The organism is Mucilaginibacter sp., from assembly GCF_039207105.1.
In the GTDB taxonomy this organism is placed as follows: domain Bacteria; phylum Bacteroidota; class Bacteroidia; order Sphingobacteriales; family Sphingobacteriaceae; genus Mucilaginibacter.
This window is the reverse complement of sequence record NZ_JBCECK010000074.1, coordinates 22,876-25,543: the sequence shown is the minus strand read 5'-3', so window position 1 is coordinate 25,543 and position 2,668 is coordinate 22,876. Positions and strand designations below refer to the sequence as shown.

At 37.9% G+C, this 2,668-nt stretch carries 3 protein-coding genes; all 3 read right to left on the bottom strand.

The annotated features are described in order from the left end of the window. Positions 1-198 (bottom strand): FAD-dependent oxidoreductase (locus tag AAGC65_RS15505; protein ID WP_343113372.1); only part of this gene is annotated, 198 nt, incomplete at its 3' end. 195 nt (positions 199-393) lie between these two features. Further along, complete coding sequence (locus AAGC65_RS15500; RefSeq protein ID WP_343113371.1) at positions 394-1,425, bottom strand: GlxA family transcriptional regulator; 1,032 nt, start codon at positions 1,423-1,425, stop codon at positions 394-396. Positions 1,426-1,636: 211 nt separating this feature from the next. After that, a complete protein-coding gene (locus AAGC65_RS15495; RefSeq protein ID WP_343113370.1) occupies positions 1,637-2,143 on the bottom strand; it encodes an Rrf2 family transcriptional regulator in 507 nt (168 codons plus the stop codon). Positions 2,144-2,668: the final 525 nt, after the last annotated feature.

Sequence of the window (2,668 nt, the reverse complement as noted above, 5' to 3'; positions counted from 1 at the left end):
GGTTATACTGGATGGATCAAGAAAACTGGTTGCTACCTGGTACAGGAGTGGTGTAAAGTAATTATAGTTGTTTTTATCAACCAAGGTAACATGATAATATTTGTTTCTGAATAATTGTTTGGCAAAACTCAGCCCGGCAAAGCCGCCGCCTACAATAACAATTTTTTTCCTGCTATCTCTATTTTGTGTCGTTTCCATATTTTTAATTTTTATTGGTAATAAACCTGGTTAACTCCAGTTTGAAGGCGGTTCAATCGAGATTGCGGATCCAAACTATATGTTCAAGTACCACCAGGGGTTTCCCGGTACAGTTATAATTCTCAAATTATTTTTTTTAAGTGAAGGCTTAGAAAGGCCGATACGTATTTCTGTTTCTTATTTTAAGCTGGGGTTTCAAGATACTGTCATCGCGGAAAACCCTGACTGCCTTTTATGCACTGTTTGTAAAGCAGTGCCAAATAAACTCCGATAATCATGAGGCGTAGTTTGCATATTACGTACGAATATATTTCGCATGGTATCCGTACTGCCAAAACCACACTCTTGGGCTATTTGATCCAGTGAAAAATTGGTTTCCTCCAACAATCTTTTAGAGCATTCAATTCTTAACTGCTGAATATATTTAGCTGGTGTCATTCCCGTTTCGGCCACAAACACCCTTGCAAAATTTCGCGGGCTCATCAATGCTTTTTCTGCCAGGTTCTGAACATCCAGGTTTTTCTTTAAATTATCTGTGATCCACTGCTGCAGATCCCTGATCTGTTTTTTACTTGCAAACTGCTGGGACAATATGTTACTGTATTGCGACTGGTTACCCGGACGACGCAGATACAGTACTAACATCTGAGCAATTTTTAGCGAGATCTTACGACCATGATCTTCCTCTACCAGTGCCAGGGCAAGGTCAATACCAGCGGTTGCACCTGCAGAGGTATAAATATTATCATCTTTTATAAAAATGGGATCAGGATCAACCCGAATGTGCTCATATAACGAACTCAGTTCCTTACAAAACATCCAGTGGGTTGTAGCCCTCCTGTTTTTCAAAAACCCACATTGAGCAAGTAAAAACGCACCGAGGCAAATTGATCCGATTCGTCTTATTTTGGGCGCATTGAGTTTCATCCAACTAACCAGTTCCGGAAGTTCTATATGTGCGGTTGAGCTTCCGCCAATTAGTAAGGTGTCAATTTTTTCGGTGATATTGAATATGCTGGTTTTGCAAAATATGACCAGGCCGCTATTGGTAGTCACGTTTAAATCATAAGTGGCGGATGCCACTACAACTTCATATCCGTGATGCAAATAATCATTACCCTGCTGATTAATCATTTGTTTTGCAAAAGAAAAAACATCAGTAGTGCCTGTAATATCAAGTGATAATGCATCCGGCATAGCAACAATCACAATTAATCGCTTTTCCATGAAACAAGATTATTTTTTTAAGAGGCGGTTATAACAAATCTGTTATTTACCACATCATGGTATTGAGAACGGTAATAAATAACCTGAGAAATTTTTCCGGGTAAGGGTAATACAGAAAATGTATATTAATTGAGCAAGTTAACGGGAGACGCTTAATTAAGACCTTAGCATAATGAAGAATAGAATTACCAGTAATGTATTTTTAGAGGTGTTAATCCTTAAATACATTTGTCTGAAACCAATTGATCGTATCAGCAATCAATTTTGGCGATGTTTGGCTATAAACCTTATCATGTAACCATTCCAGGTTTTTTTCCCGAAGCGTATCTTTTATTTTATTTTCCGTTTCTTTCATCACCAGGTGAATTGTACAATACTCGCCTTTTTTCCAGGGCAGGTTGGCCTGATCCAGAATTACGCATTGATCTCTTATCCCCTTGCATTCAAAAAAAGAGAGCTCGCCCTCTACGGCAAGTACAACATCCAAAAACGTGATTTCCGAAGGCAACTTACCCAATGAGTAGCCGCCTTTAACACCGATGTTTGACCTTACTATCTTACCTTTCTTTAGTTTGGTAAATACTTTGGCCAGATAGCTCTCCGATATGTTCTGGAACTTTGCCAGATCACGAATAGTAACCGTGCTCCCCTTTGGAACTCCCACCAAATACACTAATGAGTGTAAAGCATATTCAACGTTTTTTCCTAATGTCGGCATCCCGGTATCTTAATTCGTTTCTTGCTGATTAAAGCATTGCTATCAACGGTTGTTCACAACTTCGCTAATCTTTCAAAAATATACATTTACTAATTTAAACCTATACTTATTCCCAGTTATAGTTCTTAAACCTCTCCCTTATATTTACTCCGGTTAATTAAAACTATTTCCTTTGGGTATTGGCCATCTTTATCAAGATGCCCATCCTTATTTCGAAAGCTAACCCTGCTTCCGATAATTCGCGGTTTCTTTTGCATAATTTTCTTTTTAATTACGACAACACATATCGCAAATATCCGTAATTATAAATTTTTAATGTCACCCGTGTCTAATAATTTAAATTTCCCTCTAAAACCTGCATAAACAGCACATAATGGACATTTCAGAAATACCGCACGGGTTTCTGTGGTATATACAGGTTGATATTGATGACTACATTTATGGCAGTAATTAGCGGAACAATGTCTGTTACCACCGTTTATTTAAGAAGTAATTTTGTGGAGTAAAATTCTGTTGTTGCAATTT

Excerpts from the sequence above, each read along its gene's own strand:
- AAGC65_RS15495 (WP_343113370.1), bottom strand. The coding sequence starts at position 2,143 with ATGCCGACATTAGGAAAAAACGTTGAATATGCTTTACACTCATTAGTG.
- AAGC65_RS15500 (WP_343113371.1), bottom strand. The coding sequence starts at position 1,425 with ATGGAAAAGCGATTAATTGTGATTGTTGCTATGCCGGATGCATTATCA.